The organism is Stenotrophomonas sp. YJH_SMC_80 (genome assembly GCF_059372495.1).
The window spans coordinates 166,437-189,994 of sequence record NZ_JCAFVP010000009.1; the positions used below are offsets into that span (position 1 = coordinate 166,437).

21 protein-coding genes are annotated in these 23,558 nt (G+C 66.8%); 13 read left to right on the forward strand and 8 right to left on the reverse strand.

Annotation, left to right across the window (positions count from 1 at the left end; genetic code table 11):
- Positions 1-20 precede the first annotated feature (20 nt).
- The 4 genes from mgtA to AC5P99_RS15480 all read left to right on the forward strand — a co-directional run bounded on the left by mgtA (position 21) and on the right by AC5P99_RS15480 (position 5,534).
- The gene (gene mgtA / locus AC5P99_RS15465; protein WP_049450815.1) at positions 21-2,780 is read left to right on the forward strand and encodes a magnesium-translocating P-type ATPase; all 2,760 of its coding nucleotides are present in this window, start codon (positions 21-23) and stop codon (positions 2,778-2,780) included.
- A gap of 31 nt (positions 2,781-2,811) precedes the next feature.
- Positions 2,812-3,549: an MgtC/SapB family protein gene (locus AC5P99_RS15470; protein WP_049450816.1), complete on the forward strand. Its 738-nt coding sequence runs from the start codon at positions 2,812-2,814 to the stop codon at positions 3,547-3,549.
- Positions 3,550-3,844: 295 nt separating this feature from the next.
- On the forward strand, positions 3,845-4,900 hold the full coding sequence (locus AC5P99_RS15475) for a sensor histidine kinase (protein ID WP_049450818.1): 1,056 nt from the start codon (positions 3,845-3,847) through the stop codon (positions 4,898-4,900).
- Entirely contained in the window at positions 4,893-5,534 is a 642-nt protein-coding gene (locus AC5P99_RS15480; RefSeq protein WP_049450820.1) for a response regulator transcription factor, read from the forward strand. Before AC5P99_RS15475 ends, AC5P99_RS15480 begins: the two co-directional genes overlap by 8 nt.
- Positions 5,535-5,547: 13 nt before the next feature.
- On the opposite strand, the gene AC5P99_RS15485 is transcribed toward AC5P99_RS15480, so the two are convergent.
- Together AC5P99_RS15485 and AC5P99_RS15490 are read right to left on the reverse strand one after the other, a co-directional pair.
- Entirely contained in the window at positions 5,548-5,940 is a 393-nt protein-coding gene (locus AC5P99_RS15485) for a DUF3224 domain-containing protein (RefSeq protein WP_049450822.1), read from the reverse strand.
- A gap of 33 nt (positions 5,941-5,973) precedes the next feature.
- Positions 5,974-6,408, reverse strand: a complete 435-nt coding sequence (locus AC5P99_RS15490) for an EamA family transporter (protein ID WP_049450824.1) — start codon at positions 6,406-6,408, stop codon at positions 5,974-5,976.
- A 302-nt stretch (positions 6,409-6,710) separates the two neighbouring features.
- Here AC5P99_RS15490 and AC5P99_RS15495 point away from each other — a divergent pair, with 302 nt between their 5' ends.
- The 3 genes from AC5P99_RS15495 to AC5P99_RS15505 are packed head-to-tail and all read left to right on the forward strand — an operon-like array spanning position 6,711 to position 10,864.
- Complete coding sequence (locus AC5P99_RS15495; RefSeq protein ID WP_495213308.1) at positions 6,711-7,907, forward strand: cell surface protein; 1,197 nt, start codon at positions 6,711-6,713, stop codon at positions 7,905-7,907.
- A gap of 13 nt (positions 7,908-7,920) precedes the next feature.
- The gene (locus AC5P99_RS15500) at positions 7,921-9,408 is read left to right on the forward strand and encodes a DUF6384 family protein (protein WP_088436292.1); all 1,488 of its coding nucleotides are present in this window, start codon (positions 7,921-7,923) and stop codon (positions 9,406-9,408) included.
- A 16-nt stretch (positions 9,409-9,424) separates the two neighbouring features.
- Positions 9,425-10,864 carry a hypothetical protein gene (locus tag AC5P99_RS15505; protein ID WP_495213309.1) on the forward strand — a complete coding sequence of 480 codons (1,440 nt, stop codon included), beginning with the start codon at positions 9,425-9,427 and terminating at the stop codon, positions 10,862-10,864.
- Here AC5P99_RS15505 and AC5P99_RS15510 read toward each other — a convergent pair.
- Together AC5P99_RS15510 and AC5P99_RS15515 are read right to left on the reverse strand one after the other, a co-directional pair.
- Positions 10,861-12,039 (reverse strand): low temperature requirement protein A, encoded by a 1,179-nt coding sequence (locus AC5P99_RS15510; protein WP_049450829.1) that lies wholly within the window; start codon positions 12,037-12,039, stop codon positions 10,861-10,863. The genes AC5P99_RS15505 and AC5P99_RS15510 overlap by 4 nt on opposite strands.
- Positions 12,040-12,048: 9 nt before the next feature.
- Complete coding sequence (locus tag AC5P99_RS15515) at positions 12,049-12,315, reverse strand: hypothetical protein (RefSeq protein WP_049450830.1); 267 nt, start codon at positions 12,313-12,315, stop codon at positions 12,049-12,051.
- Between the two features lie 202 nt (positions 12,316-12,517).
- On the opposite strand from AC5P99_RS15515, the gene AC5P99_RS15520 reads away from it, so the two are divergent.
- The 3 genes from AC5P99_RS15520 to blaL1 all read left to right on the forward strand — a co-directional run bounded on the left by AC5P99_RS15520 (position 12,518) and on the right by blaL1 (position 15,494).
- Positions 12,518-13,042, forward strand: coding sequence for an RNA polymerase sigma factor (locus tag AC5P99_RS15520; protein ID WP_049450831.1), 525 nt, complete (start codon positions 12,518-12,520; stop codon positions 13,040-13,042).
- On the forward strand, positions 13,039-14,526 hold the full coding sequence (locus AC5P99_RS15525) for a TonB-dependent receptor (protein ID WP_495213310.1): 1,488 nt from the start codon (positions 13,039-13,041) through the stop codon (positions 14,524-14,526). Before AC5P99_RS15520 ends, AC5P99_RS15525 begins: the two co-directional genes overlap by 4 nt.
- A 95-nt stretch (positions 14,527-14,621) precedes the next feature.
- Positions 14,622-15,494, forward strand: coding sequence for a L1 family subclass B3 metallo-beta-lactamase (blaL1, locus tag AC5P99_RS15530; protein WP_495213311.1), 873 nt, complete (start codon positions 14,622-14,624; stop codon positions 15,492-15,494).
- Between the two features lie 122 nt (positions 15,495-15,616).
- Here the strand turns inward: blaL1 and AC5P99_RS15535 are convergent, their stop codons facing one another.
- A complete protein-coding gene (locus AC5P99_RS15535) occupies positions 15,617-16,153 on the reverse strand; it encodes a DUF411 domain-containing protein (RefSeq protein WP_108269811.1) in 537 nt (178 codons plus the stop codon).
- A 115-nt stretch (positions 16,154-16,268) separates the two neighbouring features.
- The gene (locus AC5P99_RS15540) at positions 16,269-16,610 is read right to left on the reverse strand and encodes a hypothetical protein (protein ID WP_080052374.1); all 342 of its coding nucleotides are present in this window, start codon (positions 16,608-16,610) and stop codon (positions 16,269-16,271) included.
- Positions 16,611-16,792: 182 nt separating this feature from the next.
- Here AC5P99_RS15540 and AC5P99_RS15545 point away from each other — a divergent pair, with 182 nt between their 5' ends.
- Positions 16,793-17,809 (forward strand): DUF4034 domain-containing protein, encoded by a 1,017-nt coding sequence (locus AC5P99_RS15545; RefSeq protein WP_234411867.1) that lies wholly within the window; start codon positions 16,793-16,795, stop codon positions 17,807-17,809.
- An 18-nt stretch (positions 17,810-17,827) separates the two neighbouring features.
- Here AC5P99_RS15545 and AC5P99_RS15550 read toward each other — a convergent pair whose 3' ends face one another.
- Positions 17,828-20,110 carry an FdhF/YdeP family oxidoreductase gene (locus AC5P99_RS15550; RefSeq protein WP_495213312.1) on the reverse strand — a complete coding sequence of 761 codons (2,283 nt, stop codon included), beginning with the start codon at positions 20,108-20,110 and terminating at the stop codon, positions 17,828-17,830.
- 244 nt (positions 20,111-20,354) lie between these two features.
- Here AC5P99_RS15550 and fdhD point away from each other — a divergent pair, with 244 nt between their 5' ends.
- Positions 20,355-21,194, forward strand: a complete 840-nt coding sequence (gene fdhD, locus AC5P99_RS15555) for a formate dehydrogenase accessory sulfurtransferase FdhD (protein WP_495213313.1) — start codon at positions 20,355-20,357, stop codon at positions 21,192-21,194.
- A gap of 515 nt (positions 21,195-21,709) precedes the next feature.
- Here fdhD and AC5P99_RS15560 read toward each other — a convergent pair.
- A complete protein-coding gene (locus AC5P99_RS15560; RefSeq protein WP_049450840.1) occupies positions 21,710-22,246 on the reverse strand; it encodes a carboxymuconolactone decarboxylase family protein in 537 nt (178 codons plus the stop codon).
- Between the two features lie 106 nt (positions 22,247-22,352).
- Between AC5P99_RS15560 and AC5P99_RS15565 the strand changes: the two genes are divergently transcribed.
- On the forward strand, positions 22,353-23,249 hold the full coding sequence (locus tag AC5P99_RS15565) for an AraC family transcriptional regulator (RefSeq protein ID WP_099604753.1): 897 nt from the start codon (positions 22,353-22,355) through the stop codon (positions 23,247-23,249).
- Positions 23,250-23,558 lie beyond the last annotated feature (309 nt).

The window sequence follows — 23,558 nt, forward strand, 5'->3', positions numbered from 1 at the left end:
TGACATTCGAGGAGAGTCCCATGAGCCTGCTCAACGCCTGGTTCAATGCCTTCCTGCGCAGCCGTCGCGCAGGCAACCTGTTCCGCCGCCGTGCGATGCCCGAAGCTGGATTCGGCCCGGGCAGCGCCGAAGCTGCGCCGTTCGCGCTTACCACCGGCCTGGTCACCCTCGCCCAGCAGGAGGAAGCCGAGCTGCTGGCCACGCTGGAATCGCACGCCGACGGCCTCAGCCCGCATGAAGCCGAGGAGCGGCTGGCCGCGCTCGGCCCCAACGAGGTGGATCACGAAAAGCCGCTGCCGTGGTGGCGGCACCTGTGGCAGTGCTACCGCAATCCGTTCAATCTGCTGCTGACCGTGCTGGCGGCGGTGTCCTGGCTGACCGAGGACATCAAGGCCACCGTGGTGATCGGTGCGATGGTGCTGCTGTCCACGCTGATCCGCTTCGTGCAGGAGGGGCGTTCGAACCGTGCCGCCGAACGACTGAAGGCACTGGTCGGTAATACCGCACGCGTGCTGCGCCGCAATCCGGGTACCGAAGCCGCCGATGTGGCTGACCAGTACTTCGGTGCGCACCTGCACAGCCGCCGTCCGGCGCGCCTGCTGGACCTGCCGATCCGTGAGCTGGTGCCCGGCGACCACATCGTGCTGTCGGCAGGCGACATGATTCCGGCCGATTGCCGCGTGCTGACCGCCAAGGACCTGTTCGTCGCCCAGGCCGCGATGACCGGCGAATCGCTGCCGGTAGAGAAGTTCGCGCACCCGGGCGACGGCCTGGCCGGCCTGCTGGAACAGCACAACCTGCTGTTCATGGGCACCAATGTGGTGTCCGGCACGGCCACCGCCGTGGTGCTGGCCACCGGCAACCGCACCTACTTCGGCACGTTGGCCCAGCGCAGCACCGCCACCGACCGTGCGCCGACCGCATTCCAGGCCGGCGTCAACAGTGTCAGCTGGCTGCTGATCCGCTTCGCGCTGGTGATGGTGCCGTTCGTGCTGCTGATCAACGGCTGGACCAAGGGTGACTGGACCGAGGCGTTTCTGTTCGCGCTGTCGGTGGCAGTGGGCCTGACGCCGGAGATGCTGCCGATGATCGTCACCTCCACCCTGGCCAAGGGTGCGGTGCTGCTGTCGCGGCGCAAGGTGATCGTCAAGCGCCTGGATGCGATCCAGAACTTCGGCGCCATGGAAGTGCTGTGCACCGACAAGACCGGCACGCTCACCCAGGACAGGATCGCGCTGGAGCGCCACACCGATGTGTTCGGCCACGATTCGGAAGACGTACTGAAGTTCGCCTATCTCAACAGCCACTTCCAGACCGGGCTGATCAACCTCCTGGATCGCGCGGTGCTGGAGCACGTGGAGCTGCAGAGTTCGCTGCGGCTGTCGCAGGACTACCACAAGGTGGACGAGATTCCGTTCGACTTCGAGCGCCGCCGCATGTCGGTGGTGGTGTCCGAGCGCGAGGACCACCACGAGCTGATCTGCAAGGGCGCGGTGGAAGAAATGCTGGCGGTGTGCAGTACCGTTCGCGAGAACGGCCAGGACATGCCACTGGACGAGCACCGCTTGGCCCGCGTGCGGCAGACCACCGAGGAACTGAACGAGCAGGGTCTGCGCGTGGTGGCGGTGGCGATGAAGGAGACCGCTGCCAGCCAGACCACCTATTCTCAGGCCGACGAGTGCGACCTGACCCTGGTCGGCTACGTGGCCTTCCTGGACCCGCCCAAGGAATCGGCAGCGCAGGCGCTGCAGGCGCTGGCCGCGCATGGCGTGGAGGTCAAGGTCTTCACCGGTGACAACGAACTGGTGACCGCCCGCGTCTGCGCACAGGTGGGGCTGGACGCCGACACCATACTGACCGGCCCGCAGATCGAGCGCATGGATGACGGTGCACTCTCACGCGCCCTGCACCACCACCGCGTATTCGCCCGGCTGACGCCGCTGCACAAGGAGCGCCTGGTGCGCGAGCTGCGCGCACAGGGCAAGGTGGTCGGCTTCCTCGGCGACGGCATCAACGATGCACCGGCGCTGCGCGCGGCCGACATCGGCATCAGCGTGGACAGTGCGGTGGACATCGCCAAGGAGGCCGCCGACATCATCCTGCTGGAAAAGAACCTGATGGTGCTGGAGGAAGGTGTCATCGAGGGCCGGCGCACGTTCAACAACATGCTGAAGTACATCCGCATGACCGCCAGCTCCAACTTCGGCAATGTGTTCTCGGTGCTGGTGGCCTCGGCCTTCCTGCCGTTCCTGCCGATGCTGCCGCTGCAGCTGCTGGTGCAGAACCTGCTGTACGACGTCTCGCAGATCGCCATCCCGTTCGACAACGTTGACGAGGAGCTGGTGCGCAAGCCACTGAAATGGAATCCGGCGGACATCGGCCGCTTCATGGTGTTCTTCGGGCCGATCAGCTCGATCTTCGACCTGAGTTGCTTCTCGCTGATGTGGTACGTGTTCGATGCACGCACGCCGGCCGACCAGGGCCTGTTCCAGTCCGGCTGGTTCGTGGTCGGACTGCTGACCCAGACCCTGATCGTGCACATGATCCGTACGCCGAAGGTGCCGTTCCTGCAGAGCATTGCCGCGCCGCCACTGCTGCTGATGACCGGCCTGATCATGACCATTGGCGTGGCCCTGCCGATGAGCCCGCTGGCCGGCTACTTCAAGCTGCAGGCGCTTCCGGCTGGCTACTGGCCGTTCCTGGTGGCGATCCTGTTCGGTTATGCGGTGCTGACCACCGCGCTGAAGAAGTTCTACATCCGTCGCTACGGCTGGCAGTAAGCGCCCGCCGCCTTGTCCAGGGAGAATCACAATGGACATCAATCCGAACCTGCCGGCGTTCAACGCCGGCGCAACCCTGAGTTCGCTGATCAGCCTGTCGGTGGCGTTCGTGCTGGGCACGGTCATCGGCCTGGAGCGGCAACTGCGGCAACGCACTGCCGGCCTGCGCACCAACACGCTGGTGGCGGTGGGTGCGGCAGTGTTCGTCGATCTGGCGGTGCGCTTCCATGACCTGTACGGCGGCCCACCGTCACCGCTGCATGTGGTTGCGTATGTGATCTCCGGCGTCGGCTTCCTCGGTGCCGGCGCGATCATGAAGGACGGCGCCCAGGTGTCCGGCCTGAACACCGCCGCCACCCTGTGGGGCTCGGCAGCGGTGGGTGCCTGCGCGGGTATCAAACTGCTGCCGGAAGCGGTGCTGGCCGCCGTCTTCGTGCTGGCCGCCAACACCCTGCTGCGGCCGGTGGTGAACCGCATCCAGCGGCAGCCGCTGCCGGAAGCGTTCAGCGAGGCGACCTATGCGATCAACGTGGTCTGCCAACGCGAGCAGCAGGCCGAGGTGCTGGACCAGCTGTTGCTGCTGCTGGAACAGGCGCACTACCCCGTACGCGCGGTGGACCAGCGACCGTTCGGCGAGCGCGACGTGGAAATCGAAGCGGTGCTCTATGCCACCACCGTCGATGCCGGCGAACTGGATGCGGTACTGGCGACGCTGGCGACCTCGCCCGGTGTCCTGCAGGGGTTCTGGAACGCCAGCCTGGAGGAGTAGTGCCGGCCGCTGGCCGGCAACACCGTGCACCGCTTTGATAGGTGCCGACCGTTGGTCGGCACAGAACCTTCAGAGACCGTGTCCATCCCTGCGGTAGTGCCGGCCGCTGGCCGGCAACCTCATGAACCCCGGCAACACCGTGCAGTTGCCGGCCAGCGGCCGGCACTACCAGGCATCGTTTTGGCTTGTGCCGACCAACGGTCGGCACCCGCCCCACGAGAGCACGCCGACCAAGGTCAGCATCCACCAATGCCGGCTTTGCTATCCTTTCCGCCCACGCCAGGGAGCTGTCCCGATGCCATCGCTGTCGCCTCGCCGCCCGCTGGTGTTGCTGGCCCTGATCGTCGTGATGGCGGCGATCTTCCTGATCGATACCGTCACCGATTACGCGGTCGCGGCAGCCTGCTTCTACGCCGCGGTCATCCTCGCCGCATCGCGCGTGCTGGGCGCGCGCGGGCTCATCACCCTGGCCATCGCCTGCATCGCACTCACCGGGCTGAGCTTCTTCCTCACCCGCTTCGGCACCTACCGCATCGGCCTGGTCAACTCGGTGATCGGCATGCTGGTGATCGGCATCACCACCTACCTCGCCCTGAACATGGAAGCGGCCAAGGCCGCCGTGCAGGAAGCGCAGGGCCGCCTGCTGCGGGTGGCGCGCGCTTCCACCGTGGGCGAGCTCACTACCTCCATCGCGCATGAAGTGAACCAGCCGCTGGCGGCCATCGCCAGCAGCGCCGAAGCCTGCCAGCGCTGGCTGGCCCAGGACCCGCCGAACGTGGACAAGGCCCGGCAGACCGTGGCCCGCATCCTGGCCGACGCGCACCGCGCCGGTGACGTGATCGCCCGCATCCGCGGCCTGACCCAGGGCGCGGCACCGGAACGACGCGCCTTCGACCTGAACCAGGCGGTGGAGGAAATGCTGGCGCTGTCGCGCAGCGAGCTGGACCAGCATGGCGTGGCCGTGGCGCTGCTGCTGGACGCCGATCTGCCGCCGGTACACGCCGACCGCGTGCAGGTGCAGCAGGTGATCGGCAACCTGATCCTCAATGCGGTGGACGCGATGGAGCCAGTCCCTGCTGCGGACCGGCGACTGTCCCTGCTGACCCGGCGTGACGGTCAGCGGGTCAGTCTCAGCGTGCGCGACCGTGGTGTCGGCCTGCCCGCCGATAATCCCGAGCGAGTATTCGATGCATTCTGGACCACCAAATCACATGGGCTCGGCCTGGGCCTCAGCCTGAGCCGTTCGATGATCGAGGCCAACGACGGCCAGATCCGCGCCGAACGACCGGCAGGCGGCGGTGCCTGCTTCGTGTTCGACCTGCCCATCGCCTCGGACGTTCAACATGCGTAAGCCCGCTGCCCCTGCCATCGATCCAGCACCCATCGTCTACGTGATCGACGACGATCCGTCGGTGCGCGCCGCACTGGAAGACCTGCTGGCCTCGATGGGCCTGCAGGTGCGGGCCTTCGCCTCCACCCAGACCTTCCTCGAACACGACCTGGAAGACGCGCCAGCGTGCCTGGTGCTGGACGTGCGCATGCCCGGCCAGAGCGGCCTCGAATTCCATCGCACCATGGGCAGCCACGGCCTGCAGTTGCCGGTGGTGTTCATCACCGGCCACGGCGACATCGCCATGGGTGTCAACGCAATCAAGGACGGCGCCATCGAATTCCTGACCAAGCCCTTCCGTGACCAGGAGCTGCTCGATGCCATCCACAGGGGCATCGAGATCGACCGCCAGCGCCGCCGCGACGGCGAGGCACTCGGCGCTCTGCAGCTGCGCTGGGACACCCTCAATGCCGGCGAACGCGAGGTGGTCGACGGCGTGGTACGCGGCCGGCTCAACAAGCAGATCGCCGGTGACCTCGGCGTCAGCGAAATCACGGTGAAGGTGCGCCGCGCGCAGGTGATGCGCAAGATGGGCGCACGCACCCTGGTCGATCTGGTGCGGATGTATGATCGCTTGCAGGCGGGCAGCGCTTGAACCCGCAAGCCGCCTATTCCGGCTCCGGCAGCGCGTAGACCAACCGGTAGTCGTGGCGGCCTTCACTGATGGTGATCTCCAGTGTGCCGCTCAGACCGAGCAGTTCTTCACTGCCCGAATCGGGTACCACCACCACGCTCAGCAACGGCGTGCCACGGGTCATCAACCCGTTGTGCTGCAAGGTGAAAGCACCCTGGCGCCCCGCCAGCGTGGCCGTTACCCGTTCCATCGCCACGTAACCCGCCGAGCCCTGCACCGGGCTGCGGAAGGCCAGCATCTGGCCGACACTGCTGCCCTGCAGGTCACCATGGAAGACCTTGTCGATCGACATCACCCCGATCGGGCCGTCGTTGCCACTGATCGGCAGCAGGTTCACTTCAAAGGTTCCGCGCGCTTCGCTCTGCATCCTGCTCTCCCTCGTCGATGGGTTTGAACGCTGCTACTTCCTCGTCGCCAGTACGATCACCCCGGCCAGCACCAGGCCGATGCCGCTCCATTCCCGCAGGGTCGGACGTTCGCCCAGCAGCAGGTAGGCCAGCACGATCACCAGCACCACACTGAATTTGTCGACCACTGCGACCTTGGCCAGCTCACCACTCTGCAGCGCGCGGAAGTAGAACAGCCACGAAGCGCCGGTGGCCAATGCCGACAGCACCAGGAACAGCTGGGTGCGGCCCGGCAGCAGCAACGGATTGGACCATTTGCCGGTGATCACCACCAGCGGCAGGATCACCGCGGCCACCACCAGGGTGCGGATCGCCATGGCCAGGTCCGAGTCGACGCCCTTGACCCCAACCTTGGCGAACAGCGCGGTCAGCGCTGCGAACACGGCAGACAATCCGGCCCAGATCAACCACTGCGGTATGTTCTGCACGAAGCCCTCGCTGGCCGGAACGGATGAGCGAGGGCCAACGCTACTCCACCCTGCCATCGGTGGGGCTTCACCTGCCCATCACCACCGCTACAATGGGCCAGGAATCGCCAGGGGGCGATCTGCAGGGAAAGCGCCATGCTTGAACAGGACACCACCCTTGCCCATACCGGGCCCGCGGTCCTTGACCGGGCCAGCCTGCCGTGCGCCGCACGGCGGCCGCTCCCCTTCCCCTTCGTTTCGCAGCAACCTGCCCGTTCCACGCAGCAGGTTCCTCATCGCTTGCCCTGACCGGAGCCGTCGAAATGTCCGAGAAAACCCTCCTTGCCACGCCGGCTGCTACCGCGCCGATCAAGTATCTCGACCGCGCCATGGCCACGTTGCGCAGCCTGGGCCTGGCCGCCCCCCAGGACAACAACGCGCCGGCTATCGCGCTGGTGTCGCAGCTGTCCACCCTCGACCAGGGCCGCGTGGTGGCCATTGCCCGGGTGCTGCAGCAGTCCGGCCATTTCAATGCCGTGATGCGTGATGAAATCAGCTCGGCAAAGGTGTCTGACCGCTATACCGAGATCATCCGCGCCTTCGACAGCATCCGTGACGATGCCAGCACCATGGTCGAGCAGGTCCGCGACGGCAAGATCGACATGGGCGAGCGCCTGCAGAACCTGTGGATGAAGATCACCCGCGGTGACATCCCGAGCCGGTTCGAGAAGATCCGCCGTACGTTCCTGGAAGTCAGCCGCGATTCGGCCGAGCAGCTGCAGCGCGAGTCGCGCGTGCTGGAGATGTACGGCGACTTCCGCCTGTCGATCAAGGATGCCGAGATCCAGGCACATGAACTGCTGAAGCTGCAGGAGCAGGCGCTGGCCGATGCACGCGCGGCGCTGAAGCAGGCGCAGCAGCGCGTGGAGTCGGCCGACCCGGCCGCCGATGCCGCCGACACCGGTCGCCTGGTCATGGCCCGCGACGAGGCCCTGCGCAACAACCAGGCCGAGGAATCACGCTACCAGCTGGCCAAGGACCTGGCCGAGAACCTGCAGGTGAACTACGCCACGTCCGAGGCGATCATGCTGCGCGTGCACCAGTCGCACGAGGTCAAGCGCCGCGTCAACGAGCGTTCGGTGGTGTTCTTCTCCACCAATGAAACCAGCTTCACCGCCTTGAACCTGGCGTTCACCACGCAGATGGGGCTGCATGAGTCCACGCAGGCGCTCAACGCGATGACCGAGGGCACCTCCAAGGGCCTGGAAGCGGTGGCCAACATTGGCGACGACGTGCTGCACGAGGGCCTGAAGGCGGGCTACGGCGCCACCATCGGCGTCGATTCGGTGCGCAAGCTGGTCGATGCGGTGGTGCGCTTCCAGGAGACCTCGCTGCAAGAGATCGAGCAGCTGCGCGGCCAGGCCACCCGCGACTCGGCGGAGATCGCCGAGTATGTCGAACAGGGCAAGCAGCGTTTCGCTGCCCTGCTGCAGGCACCGCCGAGCCCGGAGTCGCGTTGAGGTGAGTGCGACGATGGCCCCTGCCGAGCTGCAGGATGCGCTGCTGACCATGGATGTGGTCGACCAGCTGCGTTACCGCAATGCCGAAATGAAGGCGCTGGCCGACAGCGGCCATGACAAGGCGACGCTGAAGCAGCGCCTGCTTGAACTGTACCGCTCGCAGGGCATCGAGGTCTCCGACGAGATCCTCGAGGCCGGCATCGCGGCCCAGCGTGAGCAGCGTTACCTCTACGTCGCGCCACGTGGCTGGAAGGCGTGGCTGGCGCGGCGTTGGATCGATCGCAGCCGGCTGCTGAAGTGGGCGCTGATCGTGGCCCTGGTGCTGCTGATGCTCGGTGTTCTGCTGGCGATGGCGCGCAGCTTCGGCGCGTTCGTGCACGAGAGCAACGTGCAGGAGAACGTACAGGTGCTGAACGACAAGGTGGCCGCGCAGCAACAGGCGGCTGCTGCAGCGCGCGCCCTGCTGGCCGCACAGGAACAGGCCCTGCAGGGGTTGCTGCCACGTGCCACCGCCAGCGGTGAGCGCCTGCAGCCGCTGACCGAAGGCGCACAGGCCGCGCTGGCCGAAGCACAGCGCCGCTTCGCCGAGGTTCCCGCCGCACTGGCCGCACAACCGACTCTTGTGCGCAAAGACAAGCTCACCCGGCTCAGCAGTGGTGGCACTGCCACCGGCGCGCAGGCGGCCGCGCAGGTTGAGCAGCACCGGCTGGCAACCGCGCAGCTGCTGGCGCAGGCCAGGGAAACCCTGCCCGCGCTCACCGAGCGGGTGAATACCCTCAGCCAGGCCATCGAGGCCAGCGAGCTGCTGGACACCACCAACGCCGCTGCAAAGGCCGCTCGCCTCGCGCCGGATGCAGAGCAGGTGCGCGCACGCGCCTACACCGGCGGCGACGTGGCACTGCGCGCAGGCGACATGGCCGCGGCCGGCCAGGCGGTAGCGACCCTGAAGGACCTGATCGGCAGCGCCGACAAGCTGGCCGCGCTCAACGAGCGGTTGGCCCAGCTCAAGACCGACGGCCTCGCCACCGGCGTCACCGGCGAAGACCGCAAGCGCTTCGAGCGTGCGCTGGACCAGGCCGCCCGCCTGATCCGGATAGAGACGCTGGCCGAAGCCGGGCCGGCCGTGGACGAGGTCAGCCAGCTGGTGGGGCTGCTGTCGCAGACCCTGGTCTACCGCATCGTCAACCGTGACGATGAACGCACCGGCGTCTGGCGCTACAACGAAAAGGCCAATGGTGGCCGCAACTACTACCTGGTGACCGAAGCGCTGGACGAGGCCGGCAACGCTGCCGAACTGCCGATCCGCAACGAGGAAACCGGCAAGGAAGAACGGGTTTCTGTGTTTGCCGTACGTGTGCCCGAGGCCACCTACAACCGGGTTGCCGCCGACAAGCAGGACAACGGCATCATCGAAGACGACCAGATCGGCAGCAAGCCGCGCGGCAGCCTGTCGCCTCGGTTCCGCATGCCCACCACCGGCGGCTACATCACCCAATGGTGATGGGTAAGGAACTGACATGAGAGATCTGAACGACGCGATTGCCGATGTCACAACCGATATCGGCCAGGCGCAGGCACAACTGGCCGCGCGTGGCGACCAGTGCCGGGAACTGATCAAGGAACAGGAAGCACTGCACGGGCGGGTCCGCGACGACTTCAACGCGCTGGCCCGCCTGCAGGCCGAGGCTGCCACCGATGCGCCGCCGATGCTTGCCCGGGACCTGCTGCAGCAGACCAGCGCCGATCTGCAGCGCCGTGATCGCAAAGCGGCGGCGCTGGCAGGCGAGCTGCAGGCGCTGCTGGACATCGAGCAGTCGCTGCAGCAGCGGTCGCAGGAGGCCGTTGCCGCACGCGACGCCGCCGGCGGACGCTGGCAGGCCCTGCAGGACCAGGTGGACACCACGCTGGAAGCGGAACCCACCTACAGGGCGCTGCAGGACGACCTGCAGCTGGCCGTGGCGCGGGCCGACACGGTCGAGCGCATGGCCGCCTCTGCGCAGTCGGAGCATGACGCCAAGGCCGGCGCCTACCAGGCCGACCCGATCTTCATGTACCTGCACGGGCGCAACTACGGCAGCACGGCCTACCGCGGCTGGCCGCTGGTGCGCACCGTCGACGGCTGGCTGGCCGAACTGTGCGGCTTCGACCGTGCCCGTCGCGAGTACGCAACGCTGGTCGAACTTCCGCCCTATCTACAGGAACATGCCGGACGCGCCCGCGACGACGCCGAGGCTGCCCGCCAGCCGGTACAGCAGGCCCGCGATGCCGCCCTCGCCCACGCCGGTGGCGACCCGCTGCGCCAGCAGCTGCAGACGGCACAGGGCGCATTGGCGCAGGCGCTGTTGGCCGAGCAGCTGCATCGGCAGACCGTGGATGCCAAGCAGGCACAGATCGACGGCTTCCACAGCTGGACCGATGCCGAAGGCCGCACCCTGCTCACCGCGCTGGCGCGCACGCTGTCGGCCAAGAGCATGGACGACCTGTACCGCCGCGTCGCCGCCACCGCCTCCGGCGAGGACGATGCCGTGCTCGAACGCATCCATGGCAGTCGCCTGCGCCTGGGCGAGATCGACGGCATGGTGGCTGAGCACACCCGTGAAATGGCCGTGCTGAAGAAGCGCCTGGACAGCCTGCAGGCTGCGCGCAGGAGCTACCAGGCGGCGGCAGACAGCGAACGCCAAGCCTACGAGGCGCCAAGCTACCGGGCCGCCGCACCGGCCACAGTCGCCGCGTCCTTCTTCAGCACCACCAGCAGCCGAAGCGCCACCCACTCCTCTGGCAGCCTGTTCGACCTGCTTTTGAGCGGTTCCAGCAGTTCCAGCTCGCGTTCAAGTTCAAGTTCAAGTTCAAGTTCCAGTTCGCGCTCGAGTTCCAGTTCGGGTTCCAGCGGCAGCAGCTTCCGCAGCGGCGGCGGCATCAGCGGTGGCGGTGGCTTCAAGACCGGCGGCGGGTTCTAGCCCGGCAACGGCCGGGTGCGCCGCTTCAGCCGCGTGTCCAGCAGCCCCACGCCCAGCAGCACCAGGCTGGTCAGCCACCCGGCGGCCAGCAGGTGCATGTGCGGCAGCATCAGGCCCAGTACCAGCAGCGCCACCGCACCCAGCAGGTGCGAGCGCGGCGCATGCCCATAGACCACGCGCTTGTAGAGGGCACTGCCCAGCAGGTAGATCAACGGCCCCGCTACCAGCACCGTGGCGTAGACCGGGGTCACCGCTGCGCCAGGATGGTCCATGACCAGATCGTTGCCGACCGCGGTGGCGATGATGCCGGCGATCAGCAGCGCATGCACGTAGTGGAAGTTGGCGCCCATCCGCCCGGGGTCCTCGGAATGGGTGATCGCCGCAGTGGCGTCGCGGCTGGAGATACCGAAATACAGCCACCACATGGCGATGGTGCCGGCGAAGGTGGCGAGCACCGCCGAGACCACATCGCCGCTCCAATGCTCGACCTCGCTGAGCACGCCGCCAGTGGCCAGCAGCGTCTCACCCAGGGCGACGATGACGAACAACTGGCAACGCTCGGCCAGGTGCCCGCCTTCGATGGTCCAGTCACGGGTGTGCGACCGGCCCATGCCCGGGAACGCGAAGCCGAACATCGGCGAGATGTATTCGCAGGCCACCGCCATCGCCCACAGTGCCAGCCGCAGATTGCCCTCGGCCGCAGCGCCGGCCAGCCAGAAACAGGCCGATACACTTACCCACGCCAGCATGCGGCGGAAGTTGGGCGCCAGCGGATGGCTGCGACCGACCTCCAGCAGCACGAACACCGTGCGCCCGACCTGCATGGTGGCGTAGGCCCCCGCGAAGACCCAGGCGCGTTCAGCGAAGGCCTCGGGAATGGACGAGGACATCAGCAGCGCCAGCAGCATGGTGACGAACAGCAGGCTGCGGATGCGTGGCGCCTCCGGATCGAACCAGTTGCTGACCCAGCAGGCGTACTGCCAGCCCAACCAGACCGCGAACCACAGCACCAGCGTCTGCATCACCCCGACCAGGTCCAGGTGATGCAGCAGATGGTGGCTGAGCTGGGTAACCGCAAAGACGTAGACGAGGTCGAAGAACAGCTCTTCGTAGGTCACGCGAGCGTGGTGGCCATCGCGCTGGCGCAGGGCAGGCAGTCTCAGTCGTGTGCTCATGGCCGTCCTTCAGCGCGCCAGGCGCCAGTACAGCAGACCAGCCAGCAACGCCGGCACGGCAAACACCAGCAGCAGGATCGGCAGCTCCTCCCGGACGGCGTAACCGGCCTTGCTTACGCCCACCCACATGTTGGCCACCGTCACCAGCAGCCAGGTGGCGATGAACGCGATCAGGGCCGTGGGCAGCTGTGACTGGCCTACGCTCCACAGCCGCCCGAACAGCAGGAAAACGCCCAGCAGCACCACACCACCCACCATCACCAGAAGCACATGCATGGTCCATCTCCTTGAGCCTGCTGGCAGGCTAGCCGCGGCCGATTCTGCGCTCCAGACGATGATCGTGGTTTCACTTTCCAGCCCCGTCGAACAATCCCGACCCCCGCGCGACATAGCAAACGCGAACGGTTCCCATTAGTATTGCGTCATCGCGCAGGGATGCCCTCCCCGCGCCCGCCCCTTGCCCTTGCTTCCAGTCCGGATGTCCCAGCTGCCTTCCCTGCCCCCTCCTGCGCTGCCGCTGGTGTCCTCGCTGGTGCGCCACTACGAGGAACTGGTGGAGTACCTGCGCTGCCGGTTCCGGTCGCCAGGGCTGGCCCGTGAAGTGGTGCACGATGTCTGCGTGCGGCTGCTGGAACGTCCAGCCGCCTACGATGCTCGGCAACCCATCGCGCTGCTGCGGCGCATCGCCCATGATGCGGCGGTGGACCGCTGCCGCGCCGAGGATCTGCGCCGGCACTGGGTGGAGGCGCGTGCCGAATTGCCCGATGACGCCTGCCCACGCCCGGGCCCCGAGCAGCAGGCGCAGGGACAGCAGGCCTTGCAACGCCTGAGCGCTACCATCGAGCGCATGCCCTGCCGGCGCCAGCAGGTCTTCATCCTGCACAAGATCCACGAGCTGCCGCAGGCCGACGTCGCGCAGCGCATGGGCATCGGTCTGAAGGCGGTGGAGCGTCACCTGCGGCTTGCCATGGCCGATTGCCGCCAGCAGGGCACGCCGCAATGAGCGATGCACCTGCACCACCACCGCCGCCCGAGGTCCCCACCACCGACCAGGTCCTGGACCAGCATCGGGACGCCCTGAAGCAACGCTTCCCGCTGCCCGAGCCGGAAACGCTGCGCCGCCGCGGTGGCGGCACGAAGCGGGTCCTGCCCATGTTGCTGGTGCACAACTACCTGGCCATCAATGGTGACTACCGGACCGGTCGCCCGACCATTTCGGTCCCCGGCGATACGCCGCTCGACCCGCCGATGAACCGCTCGCGTTCGCTGACGGTGGACTACAGCGCCGCCGACCTGCTCGGCGGCCGTTTCCAGGCGCAGGCCTTCGCGGTCGATTTCGAAGGCCGCTACGGTGCCAGCCAATGGGACCCGTGGGGCAACACCGGCGCCAATGCCGCCTGGGACCAGACCCAGAACGAATCGGACAAGCGCGGCTTCAAGCTGACCCAGAGCTGGACACGCGTCGCCGACATCACGCTGGACGTGACCCTGGGCCTGGACGGCCTGCGCGACCGCACCCACCAGGTGCTGCTGGCCAGTGGCATGAACTGGGTGCCGCAGACCACCTACCAGAGCCTGTCACCGCTGCTGCAGCTGCACTGGTGGCCGACCGATCACCTGATGCTGTCCGGCGGCCTGCGCTACGAAAAGGGCGAGCTGGAAGTAGGCGACTACACCACCCTGCCCCGTTACGGCGCACGCAAGGTGGCCGGTGGCAAGCCGACCATGAGCGAGACCCTGCCCAACTTCGGCGCGGTCTGGTACATCAACGATCGCCTCAACGCCTATGCCTCATACTCGGAAGGCTACACCGTGGCCGACGTCGGCCGCGTGCTGCGCGCGATCAACCGCGACGGCCAGCGCGTGGACAGCCTCATCGACCTGTCACCGGTGGTGTCGGACAACCGCGAGATCGGACTGGAGTACGACGATGGCCGCTTCAGCGGTGACATTGCCTACTACACCTCCGAATCCGGGCTCGGCTCGGTACTGATCTACGATCCGGGCATCGATGCCTATGCGGTACAGCGCCAGGCCACCCGCGTGGAAGGCTTTGAAAGCAACCTTCGCCTGCGGTTGGGCAACAGCCGCCTCGGACTGGGCTATGCACGCGCCAACGGCCGCTACGACGCCGACGTTGACGGTCGCCTCGACAGCGACCTGGCTGGTGTGAACATCGCGCCGAACCGGCTGACTGCGTTCTGGGAACAGAGCTGGACGCCGCAGCTGAGCACCCGCCTGCAGGCCAGTCACGCCTTCGACCGCGACTTCGACCTGCGTGGCGCGCGGGTGGCCGAGTTCAAGGGTTACACCACCGTGGATCTGGTCGCGCGCTATACGCTGGACAAGCATGCCTTCACGCTGGGCGCGCAGAATCTGGCGGACAGGCAGTACATCAGCTACTACTCGCAGACCACGCCGTCGAACCCGAGCTATTTCTCCGGCCGCGGCCGGGTGCTGACGCTGGGATGGCAGTACCGGTACTGATCCATGGCGTCCTTATGGGAGCCATGAAATCTATGCGAGACGCGATGAAGGAGGCCCATGCTAGTTTCTGGGCCTCCTTCAAGCGGACGTGGATCATGCGTTTTACCCTGCTCGCCTTCGCCCTGGCCGTCGCTCTTCCGGCCGCCCACGCCAGCGCCGCCGAGGCACCGCTGCCACAACTGCGGGCCTATACCGTGGATGCGTCCTGGCTGCAGCCGATGGCGCCGCTGCAGGTTGCCGACCACACCTGGCAGATCGGCACCGAGGACCTGACCGCGCTGCTGGTGCAGACCGCCGAGGGCGCAGTACTGCTGGATGGCGGCATGCCACAGATGGCCGGTCACCTGCTGGACAACATGAAGCTGCGCGGCGTGGCCCCGCAGGACCTGCGATTGATCCTGCTCAGCCATGCGCATGCCGACCACGCCGGCCCGGTCGCCGAGCTCAAGCGTCGCACCGGCGCGCATGTGGCGGCCAATGCAGAAACGGCGGTGCTGCTGGCGCGCGGCGGCAGCAACGACCTGCACTTTGGCGACGGCATCACCTATCCGCCGGCCAGCGCCGACCGCATCATCATGGATGGCGAAGTGGTCACGGTGGGCGGCATCGCATTCACCGCGCACTTCATGCCAGGGCACACCCCGGGCAGCACCGCCTGGACCTGGACCGACACCCGCAATGGCAAGCCGGTGCGCATCGCCTACGCCGACAGCCTGAGTGCACCGAGTTACCAGCTGAAGGGCAATCCCCGTTATCCGCGCCTGATCGAGGACTACAAGCGCAGCTTCGCAACGGTACGGGCGCTGCCCTGCGATCTGCTGCTCACCCCGCATCCGGGCGCCAGCAACTGGAACTATGCCGCCGGCAGCAAGGCCAGCGCCGAGGCACTGACCTGCAACGCCTACGCAGATGCGGCCGAGGAGAAGTTCGACGCGCAGTTGGCCAGGGAAACGGCCGGGACCCGCTGATTCTGTAGCGTCGAGCTTGCTCGACGGAGCCGCAGAGCAGTCGAGCACGGCTCGACTCTGCAGAGAGCAAGTCGGCCGCGAGGAAAGGTGCCGGTCAGACCGACCGGCACCACCACTGGCTGTCAGCCACCTTGCCCGTGCTGGGCAAACGGCTCGGTGCTGCCGTCGGTGCGCACCAGCTCGACGGTGTACGGCTGCACGTAGCCGTCCGGCATTTCCATGCCCGGCGAACCGGCCGGCATGCCGGGCAGCACCAGCCCGCGCGCGGCCGGGCGTTCGGCCAGCAGGCGCTTGATGTCCTCGGCCGGGATGTGACCCTCGACCACGTAACCGCCGATCTCGGCGGTATGGCAGGAGGCCTTGCCGACCGGCACGCCCAAGCGGACCTTGATTGGATTCATGTCATCGGTGTCGCGCACATCGACCTGGAAGCCGGCGGCCTTCAGGTGGTCGACCCAGATGCCGCAGCAACCGCAGCTGGCGGTCTTGTGCACGATGGCGATCGGCAAGGCTGGATCGATCTTGGCCGGGCTGGCCTGGGCCGGTGCCGGTGCTTCGCTGGCGACCGGTGCCGCGGAGGATTCTTCGGCGGCACGAGCGCAGGCGGTTGTGGCCAGCACGGTGCCCAGCAGCAGGCCGAGGGAGAGAGTACGGCTCATTGAGTGATTCCTTTGCAGAGGCGGGCAACGTAGCCCGCCGCCCGCGCATCGAAGCCGCGGGCAGAGTCGAGAAGAAGTCGAGCAGCTACGGCAGGCGCGTAGGGCCTGCAGGGAATCACGCGATGGGGGGCCGCAGCGGGTCGAGTCTCGGCGGCGGTGCGCGTTGCTGGGCATTGGCCGGAACAGGCGCCTCGCGCCACGGCGAGGCCGGTGTTCCGTTCAATGTCGCCAGCATGCCAAGACAGGCCGGTGGGCATTCGCACTCACCACTCTGGCAGGCCGCCGGGGCTGCATCATCGCAGCAGCCGGCTGCAGCCATCGCGGCCGAGTGCGGTGCAGCGCAATGCCCCTGGCTGGACGGGCCGCTGTACGAAGACGCAGCGAGCGCCAGCGCCGGTGCATTCAGCACCAGGGCGACAAGCAACATCCATCGCAGCAGCAGGCCAGGCAGGTTCACCGGCCGATGATAGCCGATGCAGGCGCCCTGAACGTTGGGGGGGCAACGACCCTGACAGCTTGACAACCACGCGGCCGACTTGCGCGATGCCCCTTGCTATGGCGAGATGGCAATCGTGCCACCCTGCCTTGCCACGCCCCTACCTCTGTCCCCGACACGGAGTCCCCCTCATGAAAGGATTCATGCGAACACTGCTTGTGGTGCTGCTGTTGTCGTGCGCGACCATCACCCACGCCGAAGAACCAAGCGAAGATGAAGCAAGCGAACGCGCTGAAGTCTCCCGGCAGGCACAGCAACTGCTGGAGAAGCAGGACTTTGCCAGACTGGAACAACTTGCCAGTCGTTACCGGGATACGGATCGCTACTTCAGCAGTGGTGTCTGGAAGCTTTCGGCGTACTACGTAGGCATCGGCTATGCCTTCAGCATGCGCAACCGTGAGCCGGCCTACTGGCAGGGTCGCGAGAAGCTCGTGCAGGCGTGGATCTCGCGCTACCCCAGGTCGCCGTCGGCGCGCCTGGCCATGGCTGAGATGCTCAGCCGCCAAGGCTGGAGCATCCGCGGCCCCGGCTATGCAAATACGGTGAAGGAAGAGGACTGGGCACCGTTCAAGGCGCTGCAGCAGCAGGCCGTTGACTACCTGCTGAAGTACAAGGACATCGCCAGCACGGACCCGTACTGGTACGAGTCGATGGAACACCGGGCGATCGAACAGAGTTGGGATGCAGACCGCTTCTTCGCATTGCATGACGAAGGCATCGCGCGCTACCCGGGCTACTTCCCGCTCTACTTTGCTGCCGTACGCTACTTCGCTCCGAAGTGGGGCGGCGATCCGGCTGGCCTGGAAGCCTATGCTCGCAGGGTCATGGCCGCGGCCCCACCGCAGGACCAATACATGCTGTACGCCCGTATCTACTGGGTCGCCTCGCAGCGGGAGTACGAGGACCGTTTGTTCACCGATTCGAAAGTGAACTGGCCGACCATGAAACGCGGCTTCGAAGACGTGCTGTCACGTTATCCCTCGCCATGGAACCTGCAATCATTCGCGTACTTCGCCTGCCAGGCCAATGATCCCGTCAAGGCCCGTGAACTGCTGGCGCAGATCCAGGAACCGATCGTTGGCGCTTGGCGGGATACGGCCAACTATTTCCGTTGCTCCTTTGCTCTGGATGAACCCAACCCACATGCCGAAGGCCCATAGGACTGGATTCATCCACTGCTATGCGACCGCCGCCATTGCACTCATCCGCACCGGGATCGACTTGGCCGCTGGGGTACCGCTGACCCGATCGTAGTAGTCCAGCGGCAACAACGGGTTCAGTTCGGGGTAGTAGCCGGCCAGCGCGCCGCGCGGCATCGGGTAATCCAGCACGGTCAGGCCTTCGATGCGCCGCTGCACGCCATCACCGCTGATCGTCTCCAGGCTGACCCGCGCTTCCTTGTCCAGCCCGCGCGCCAGCCGGTCCTCGATGTTCATGAACAGCACCATGCGATCGTTGTACACGCCGCGATAGCGGTCGTTGTAGCTGTAGATGGTGGTGTTGTACTGATCGTGCGAGCGCACGGTGGCCAACCGCAGCATGTCCGGATCATGTACGGGATCGTCCACGTCCAGCCCAGGCATCACCAGGATGTTGGCCTTGCCATTCGGCGTGGGCCACACCCGGCGGCGCGGCGGAATGTCCAGATGGAAACCGTGTGGCTGCTGGATGCGCTCGTTGAAGCCGGTGTAGATCTCCGGATACACCGCAGCAATCAGCTCGCGGATGGGTGCGTAGTCGTGCATGCAGCTGGCCCAGTCAACCCTGCTGTCGGGCAGCGTGGCCAGCGCCATGCGGCAGACGATCTCGACCTCGGGCAACACATCGGCGCTGACCGGTTCGAGCACGCCGCGCGAGGCGGTCACATTGGACATCGCGTCCTCGATGGTGACGAACTGCTCGCCGGCCGGCGTGACGATGCGCTCCGAGCGCGCCACCACCGGCAGGATCAGCGCATCGCGGCCATGAACCAGGTGCCCACGGTTGAGCTTGGTGGCGATCCCCACGGTCAGGTCCAGGCCACGCATTGCCTCGTACGCGCGCGGCGTATCGGGCACCGCATGGATGAAGTTGCCACCCAGGCCGACGAACACTTTGGCGCTGCCGTCCAGCATCGCCTCGATGGATTCGACCACATGGTGCCCATGCTCGCGCGGCGGGTCGAAACCGAACACCTGCTGCACGCGGTCCAGATAGGCCGGCTTGGGCTTCTCGTCGATGCCGACGGTGCGGTCGCCCTGCACATTGGAATGGCCCCGGATCGGCCCGATGCCAGCACCGGGCTTGCCGAAGTTGCCACGCAGCAACAGCAGGTTGGCGACCTGCTGCAGCAGGCGCGAGCCGTACTGGTGCTGGGTCAGCCCCATGCCGTAGCAGATCACGGTGGCATTGGAGCGGATGTAGATCTCCGCACAGCGACGGATCTGCGCCTGCGAAATGCCGGACACCTGCACGATCTCGTCCCAGTCCTGCGCCATCACGTCTTCGCGCAGCGCCTCCAGGCCCACCGTGTGTTCGGCGAGGAATGCATGGTCGAGCACACGCTCACCCTGCGCCTCGCGCTCGAACATCACCTTCATCATGCCCTTGATCAGGGCCAGGTCGCCGCCGATGCGGATGTGCACGAACTCGCTGGTGATCTCGGTCGAACCGAACGTGGCCATCTGCACCATGTCCTGCGGCTCGGCGAAGCGGATCAGCGCGCGCTCGGGCATCGGGTTGACCGCCACGATCGGAATGCCGCGTTTGCGCGCCTCGACCAGGTTGCTCATCATCCGCGGTGAATTGGTGCCGGTGTTCTGGCCGATCACGAAGATCGCCTCGGCGTGCTCGAAATCCTGCAGCACGATGGTGCCCTTGCCTACCCCAATGGCCGGCGGCAGGCCGCGGCTGGTCGGCTCGTGGCACATGTTCGAGCAGTCCGGAAAATTATTGGTGCCGAACTCGCGCACGAAGATCGAATACAGGAACGCCGCTTCGTTGGGCGTGCGTCCGGAGGTATAGAACTCGGCCTGGTGCGGGCTGTCCAGCGCCTGCAGGTGGCGGCCGATCAGTGCAAAGGCGTCGTCCCAGCTGCACGGCGCGTAGTGATCGGTGGCCGCGTCGTAGCGCATCGGCTCGGTCAACCGGCCCTGCATCTCCAGCCAGTAGTCGGTCTGCGCCATCAGCTCGGTAACGGTATGCCGGGCGAACAGCTCACGACCGGCACGGAACTGGGTGGCTTCCCAGGCCAGTGCCTTCGCGCCGTTCTCGCAGAACTCCAGCTTCTTTCGTTCGTCGGCATCGGGGAACGCGCAGCTGGGGCACTTGAAGCCACCGGGCTGGTTCATCGCCAGCAACGCCTTCGACCCCTTGCCGATCACACTCTGCTGCAGCAGCACCTTGGCGGTGGCTCCGGCGGCACCCCAGCCACCGGCGGGCTGGTTGTAGGGCTTGTAACGCGGCGGCTTCTGCTCGGACATGTTCGGGAACCTGACGGGAGGAACGCAGCAACAATGGGCACAACGCGGTCCGGCGGCGCTTTCGAACGCACAGCCAGCCCCACAGTCAAACACGGCCTGCACGGCTTCGCCAGTGGGTGCGCGCTGTTTTCAGCGCAGCCTGCCATGACAACGGTTACACCTGCGTCAGCGCATGGCCACTACGCTATTCTCGATGGCGTGGGTGGTCCACCACCTGCGCATCTCCCCTGTCCGGACGCGCTGCATGCCTGATTCGACCCCACCGCACACCCCGCCTGCCGGCACGGCGCAGCGCCCGTTGCAGCGCTGGCGCAGCGAGGGGCGACAGCCCCTGGTCGACGTGGTGGCCGAGGAAGTGCCGGTGGCGCTGCGTTACAACGACGCCGCCTTCGCGGTGATGATGGCCACGCCCTGCGACCTGGAGGACTTTGCGCTTGGGTTCTCGCTCAGCGAGGGACTGATTGCTACGCCCTCGCAGCTGCTGTCGATCGACATCCGCCCACAGCTGGAAGGCATCGAACTGCAGATGACCGTGGCCGAGGAGGCACCCGGTGCCGATCTGGACCCCGCCAATGGGCGCCTGCTGCCCGGCCGTGGTGGCTGCGGCCTGTGCGGCACGCGCCAGCTGGAAGAAGTGCTGCGCCCACTCCCGCAGATCCGCGAACGCCGCAGCTATTCCGCCACCGCCCTGCAGCGGGCGGTGGCGACCTTGGCGCAGCACCAGCCGATGAATGCGGCAAGCGGTTCGATCCACGCCGCGGCCTGGGCCGACGCCAGTGGGCGCATCGGTTGGGTACGCGAGGACGTGGGTCGCCACAATGCACTGGACAAGCTGATCGGCGCCCTGCATCACAACGAGCACGCCATCGACGGTGGGTTGCTGGTGATTTCCAGCCGGGCCAGCTACGAAATGGTCAGCAAGGCGGTGCGCGCCGGCGCCAGCGTGCTGGCGGCGGTTTCGGCGCCGACCGCGCTGGCGATCGACCTGGCCCGCAGCGCCGGCCTGTGCCTGGTCGGGTTCGCGCGGGAAAGCGGGTTCAATGTGTATACCCATCCCGAGCGGCTGCAGGCAGACGACAAGTAGCCCCGAAAACCCCGCGCTGCGCGCGATAGTCGACTGACAGTCGACTCTACCCCGTCGGCTCCATTCAGACCGGCCCGGGCGGCCCGCTGCCACCCGGGCCGAACCGAATCTCAGCGCAGCGCGACCTTCGGGAAGTCCACCGGCACGTCGAACGCTGCGTTGTAGAGTCGACCGTCAGTCGACTGCTCTTCGTTCAGCCCCCCGAAAACCCCGCGCTGCGCGCGATAGTCGACTGACAGTCGACTCTACCCGGTCGGCTCCATTCAGACCGGCCCGGGCGACCACTGCCACCCGGGCCAGGCCAGATCTCAGCGCAGCGCGACCTTCGGGAAGTCCACCGGGACGTCGAACGCTACGTTGTAGAGTCGACTGTCAGTCGACTGCTCTTCGTTCAGACCCCCCGAAAACCCCGCGCTGCGCGCGATAGTCGACTGACAGTCGACTCTACCCGTCTACCCGGTCGGCTCCATTCAGACCGGTCCGGGCGACCACTGCCACCCGGGCCAGGCCAGATCTCAGCGCAGCGCGACCTTCGGGAAGTCCACCGGGACGTCGAATGCTACGTTGATGTAGTTGGTGAACAGGTTGAGCGCGACGTGGGCGAGGATCTCAACGATCTGCTCATCATCGAAGCCAGCCGCGCGCAGCGCCTGCACGTCGCCGTCGGCGATCTGCGCACGCTGCTCAACCACCTTCAGCGCGAAGTCCAATGCCGCCGAGGTGGCCGGATCGCTGGACTGGCCGATCTGCGCGGCGGCCATCTGCTCGCCGCTGGCGCCGGCCTTGCGGCCCAGCGCGGTGTGCGCGGCGAGGCAGTACTCGCAGGCATTGCGGTTGGCGATGGCCACGGCGATCTGCTCGCCCAGCAGCGGCGACAGGCGACCGCCGCCCAGCGCGCCGAACGCACCCCACATGCTCTGCAGGGCAGCCGGCGAGTTGGCCACGGCGCGGAACATGGCCGGGGTGGCGCCGAAGGCGGCGTGGACCTGGCCCAGCAGGGCCTGACGGTCGGCGGTGGTGTTGGCGGCATCGATCAGTGGGACACGGGACATGGTGGATCTCCTTGGGAAAGCGCCCGGAATTGGACGACCCGCTCATCCTAGGTAGACTCCCCGGACGAATCAGGCGCAATAAACCACACATGTTGTCCATTCATCCATGAACGTGTCCGCCGACGCTTCCGCACCCGACCGCCTCTCCTCCCTGCTGGAACGCTTCCGGGTGCAGGCCGCGCTGTTCCACAGCGGTCCGCTGTGCGGGCGCCACGTCTTCGAGCCGCAGCCTGGTCGTGCCTTCCTGCACATCCTGCGCCAGGGTGAAATGGAGGTCCGTCATCCCGGGGGCGATATCGCGCTGCCCCGGTTGAAGATCGACACACCCAGCCTGCTGCTGTATCCGCAGCCGCTGCACCATGTGTTCTTCAACGCACCGCTGGATGGCCCGGATTTCACCTGCGCCACGCTGGACTTCGATGGCGGCGCGCGCAATCCGATCGTGCAGTCGCTGCCACCGGTGATAGTGGTGCCGCTGGCGGCGATCGGCGAACTGGATGACACCCTGCACCTGCTGTTCGCCGAGGCTGATCGCCAGCGCTGCGGTTCCCGGCTGCTGACCAACCGCCTGTTCGAGGTGGCGCTGATCCAGATCCTGCGCTGGGTGGTGGACCACCCGGATGCGGCTGGCGTCAGCCATGGGCTGATGCGCGGGCTGTCCGATGCGCGGCTGGCCCGTACGCTGGTGGCGATGCACCAGGCGCCGCAGGACGATTGGACGCTGCCGCGCATGGCTGCGACTGCCGGCATGTCGCGCAGCGCGTTCGCGGCGGTGTTCAAGGAGGTGATGCAGGCGACGCCGGCCGCTTATCTGCTCGACTGGCGGCTGAGCCTGGCCTGCGCGCAGCTGCGGGCCGGCGTGGCGGTCAAGCAAGTGGCGATCGAGGTGGGGTTTGCCGATACCGCCTCGCTGTCGAAGGCGTTCCGCAAGCGGCTGGGGGTATCGCCGAGGGCGTGGCTGGCCTCGGGCGCCGCGCAGGCTGGGCAGACGCGCGAGGAGTAGAGTCGACTGTCCGTCGACTAACGCGCGAAGCGCGGGGTTTTCGCTGTCTGACCGAAGAGCAGTCGACTGACAGTCGACTCTACCGAAGCGGCATTTTCGGGGCCTGACCGAAGGGCAGCCGACCAGCGGTCGGCTCTACCACGGGCGACGTCTGCGCGCCGGATGGCCGCTCAACTGGACGTTCCGTCATTCTCGCTGTCGAAGGCGTTCCGCAAGCGGCTGGGGGTATCGCCGAGGGCGTGGCTGGCCTCGGGCGCCGCGCAGGCTGGGCAGACGCGCGAGGGTAGAGTCGACTGTCAGTCGACTAAC

Bases quoted from the DNA above. Each gene is read 5' to 3' on its own strand.
- AC5P99_RS15520 (WP_049450831.1), top strand. From the start codon at position 12,518: ATGTCCCAGCTGCCTTCCCTGCCCCCTCCTGCGCTGCCGCTGGTGTCC.
- AC5P99_RS15475 (WP_049450818.1), top strand. From the start codon at position 3,845: ATGCCATCGCTGTCGCCTCGCCGCCCGCTGGTGTTGCTGGCCCTGATC.
- AC5P99_RS15500 (WP_088436292.1), top strand. From the start codon at position 7,921: ATGGCCCCTGCCGAGCTGCAGGATGCGCTGCTGACCATGGATGTGGTC.
- mgtA (WP_049450815.1), top strand. From the start codon at position 21: ATGAGCCTGCTCAACGCCTGGTTCAATGCCTTCCTGCGCAGCCGTCGC.
- AC5P99_RS15535 (WP_108269811.1), bottom strand. From the start codon at position 16,153: ATGAGCCGTACTCTCTCCCTCGGCCTGCTGCTGGGCACCGTGCTGGCC.
- AC5P99_RS15480 (WP_049450820.1), top strand. From the start codon at position 4,893: ATGCGTAAGCCCGCTGCCCCTGCCATCGATCCAGCACCCATCGTCTAC.
- AC5P99_RS15565 (WP_099604753.1), top strand. From the start codon at position 22,353: ATGAACGTGTCCGCCGACGCTTCCGCACCCGACCGCCTCTCCTCCCTG.
- blaL1 (WP_495213311.1), top strand. From the start codon at position 14,622: ATGCGTTTTACCCTGCTCGCCTTCGCCCTGGCCGTCGCTCTTCCGGCC.
- AC5P99_RS15515 (WP_049450830.1), bottom strand. From the start codon at position 12,315: ATGCATGTGCTTCTGGTGATGGTGGGTGGTGTGGTGCTGCTGGGCGTT.
- AC5P99_RS15545 (WP_234411867.1), top strand. From the start codon at position 16,793: ATGCGAACACTGCTTGTGGTGCTGCTGTTGTCGTGCGCGACCATCACC.
- AC5P99_RS15550 (WP_495213312.1), bottom strand. From the start codon at position 20,110: ATGTCCGAGCAGAAGCCGCCGCGTTACAAGCCCTACAACCAGCCCGCC.
- AC5P99_RS15485 (WP_049450822.1), bottom strand. From the start codon at position 5,940: ATGCAGAGCGAAGCGCGCGGAACCTTTGAAGTGAACCTGCTGCCGATC.
- AC5P99_RS15525 (WP_495213310.1), top strand. From the start codon at position 13,039: ATGAGCGATGCACCTGCACCACCACCGCCGCCCGAGGTCCCCACCACC.
- AC5P99_RS15560 (WP_049450840.1), bottom strand. From the start codon at position 22,246: ATGTCCCGTGTCCCACTGATCGATGCCGCCAACACCACCGCCGACCGT.
- AC5P99_RS15505 (WP_495213309.1), top strand. From the start codon at position 9,425: ATGAGAGATCTGAACGACGCGATTGCCGATGTCACAACCGATATCGGC.
- AC5P99_RS15470 (WP_049450816.1), top strand. From the start codon at position 2,812: ATGGACATCAATCCGAACCTGCCGGCGTTCAACGCCGGCGCAACCCTG.
- fdhD (WP_495213313.1), top strand. From the start codon at position 20,355: ATGCCTGATTCGACCCCACCGCACACCCCGCCTGCCGGCACGGCGCAG.
- AC5P99_RS15510 (WP_049450829.1), bottom strand. From the start codon at position 12,039: ATGAGCACACGACTGAGACTGCCTGCCCTGCGCCAGCGCGATGGCCAC.
- AC5P99_RS15495 (WP_495213308.1), top strand. From the start codon at position 6,711: ATGTCCGAGAAAACCCTCCTTGCCACGCCGGCTGCTACCGCGCCGATC.